The sequence below is a fragment of the Synechococcus sp. R6-7 genome (assembly GCF_047461695.1).
In the GTDB taxonomy this organism is placed as follows: Bacteria; Cyanobacteriota; Cyanobacteriia; order Thermostichales; family Thermostichaceae; genus Thermostichus.
Genome location: NZ_JANSHS010000156.1, coordinates 1 through 2674 on the forward strand (window position 1 = coordinate 1; position 2674 = coordinate 2674).

Below are 2674 nucleotides of genomic sequence, written 5' to 3' on the forward strand. Positions count from 1 at the left end.
GGCCGCCCCGATCTCCGTGCCCACCAGCATTGTCCCCTGCACCTCAAAGGTCAGGGACACCACCACCGGCAGGCGGATCCCGCGTCGGGCAAACTCCTGCTGCACGGCCACCAGGGCCGCCTTGGTCTGCAAAATGTCCTGGCAGGTCTCGATGATCAGCAGATCCGCCCCACCGTCAACTAGCCCCTGCACCTGCTCCTCGTAGGCAGCCCGCATCTCATCAAAGCTGATGTGCCCCAGGGTGGGCAGCTTGGTGGTGGGGCCAATGGAGCCGGCCACAAAACGGGGCTTTTCCGGCGTCGCAAACTCGGCTGCTACCCGCTTGGCCAGTCGCGCCGCCGCCACGTTCAGCTCGTAGGCTTTTTCCGGGATCCCATATTCGGCCAAAACAATGGAGGTAGCCCCAAAGGTATTGGTCTCAACAACGTCGGCCCCCACTTCCAGAAAGCCGCGGTGTACCCGCTCCACCGCCTCCGGCTTGGTCAGCACCAGCATCTCGTTGCAACCCTCCAGCTCCGGCCCACCAAAATCCGCTGCCGTCAGGTTCTGGGCCTGGAGGGAGGATCCCATCGCCCCATCGAAGACAATTACACGTTCCTGGAGATGCTGCAGGAAGGGATGGGTCATAGAAGTCAAAGTCAGGCAGGGTGTCATCGACCTAGAGTCTGATTTAAGTTAGCATCGAGCCATTTGCTCGGACTAGGCCGAAGGATGGATCCCTGGCCAGGGCTTCCATTCTGGCCATTGTTGAGGTGAATTTAACATTTTCTTTGCCTGCCCCGTTGCTGTTTCCCCCAGGTCGGGCTAATTTAGGGAAGACGTTTTGGTGTGAACGGCTACAGTTGCTCGCAAGTGTTCCTCCCAGGGTCACTTGCCGCCTGCTGTAGAGCGATCTTCTCCTCGCAGGTTGGAGTGGTTGAGGTGCTGAATGTTCCGTCCCCTTGGTAAAGTGCCTCGCACTCCGTCGCAGGATCGACGAAGAGAAAGATCCACCTTTCGCCACCTCGAGAGGCCCCGTCCATCAAGACGAGTCTTGCGCCAGTTCAGTTGAGCTCCATGAGCGATATCTGCTTCCAGATTGACCCGAGCAATCGGTTATTCAGAAGCGGGCAGGCTGGCCTAGGGCAAGTCAGGCTTTGGCTTGCGGATATCGGCTCCCTCACTCTGGCGTTGTGGGATGCAGCAGAGCTGCAACTTGCTCCTCTCCCTTTGGCGTCTAAGCTCCCTTAGTCACCTTTAGTTGTCTGTGATTAGGATCACGAGGAACTCAGCATGGCTCAAGCAAAGGAATTGGTGAAATCGGGTAAAACAGCTCTTCTCGAACCGGATCTGGAAAATCCACCTTCCAGCGCCCTGGAGTTGGACACCGAGACAGATACCCTCGAGAGCGAACTGGATACCGGTGACACTGATGCTTTTGATGAGGATGACGACGACGAAGAGGCAGCAGAGGAGGATGGAGAGACTGCCGCTACCGGTGCCAAAGGTCGCTCAAAGCGCAAGGCGGCCAGTAAGAAAAAGCCCTACACCGATGACTCTATCCGGGTCTACTTACAGGAAATTGGGCGTATTCGGCTGCTGCGGGCCGATGAAGAAATCGAGCTAGCCCGAAAAATTGCCGATCTGCTGGAGCTAGAGCGCGCTCGCGAGGCCGTTTTTCAGCGTATGGGCCTCTGGTCAGACCCAGAAGAGGTGCCGGACACCCTCTGGGCAGAAGAGGTCAAGATGTCCTTGCCGGAGTTTCGGCGGCGGTTGCATCGGGGGCGGCGGGCCAAAGAAAAGATGGTGCAGTCTAATCTGCGTTTGGTGGTGTCCATCGCCAAAAAGTACATGAACCGGGGCCTGTCTTTTCAGGATTTGATTCAGGAGGGATCCCTGGGCCTGATTCGGGCAGCCGAGAAATTCGACCACGAGAAGGGCTACAAGTTCTCCACCTATGCGACGTGGTGGATTCGACAGGCCATCACCCGTGCCATTGCCGACCAATCCCGCACCATTCGCCTGCCTGTCCACCTCTACGAGACGATCTCCCGCATCAAAAAGGTAACCAAGTTGCTTTCCCAGGAATTGGGCCGCAAGCCCACCGAAGAGGAGATCGCCACCCGCATGGAGATCACCATCGAGAAGTTGCGCTTTATCGCCAAGTCGGCCCAGCTTCCCATCTCTTTGGAAACCCCCATCGGCAAGGAAGAGGATTCTCGGCTGGGAGACTTTATCGAGTCGGATGGGGAGACGCCGGAGGATCGGGTGGCCAAAGTCTTGCTCAGAGAAGATCTGGAAAGCGTTTTGGAAACCCTCACCGCCCGCGAACGGGATGTGTTGAAGTTGCGCTACGGCTTGGATGATGGCCGCATGAAAACTCTGGAGGAAATCGGCCAGATCTTTAATGTCACCCGTGAGCGAATCCGGCAGATCGAGGCTAAGGCTCTGCGCAAGTTGCGCCACCCCAACCGCAACAGCGTGTTGAAGGAATACATCCGGTGACTCTGCGGTCTGTTCCAGCTTCGATAGAGAGCCGGGGCAAGGGATCCCTGCTTAGGATCCAAGAGAGTTCCCGGCCCCCTAAGGCAGACTGAGTTGGAACTGCCAACCCGCGCGATGGAGGATCTTCAGCATGAACTCGAACCAGACTCCGCGGATCCCAGTCTTTCTGAAAAAGCAGCCCTCTTTCTGG

Annotated in this window: 2 protein-coding genes; one reads left to right on the forward strand and one right to left on the reverse strand. The window is 57.4% G+C overall.

What is annotated here, in order from left to right; genetic code table 11:
• On the reverse strand, positions 1-627 hold a 627-nt coding region (locus NW815_RS05365), incomplete at its 3' end, for a homocysteine S-methyltransferase family protein (protein ID WP_414415785.1).
• 645 nt (positions 628-1272) lie between these two features.
• Here NW815_RS05365 and rpoD point away from each other — a divergent pair.
• Entirely contained in the window at positions 1273-2484 is a 1212-nt protein-coding gene (rpoD, locus tag NW815_RS05370) for an RNA polymerase sigma factor RpoD (protein WP_414390936.1), read from the forward strand.
• The last annotated feature ends 190 nt before the right edge of the window (positions 2485-2674 follow it).

Bases quoted from the DNA above. Each gene is read 5' to 3' on its own strand.
- rpoD (WP_414390936.1), top strand. From the start codon at position 1,273: ATGGCTCAAGCAAAGGAATTGGTGAAATCGGGTAAAACAGCTCTTCTC.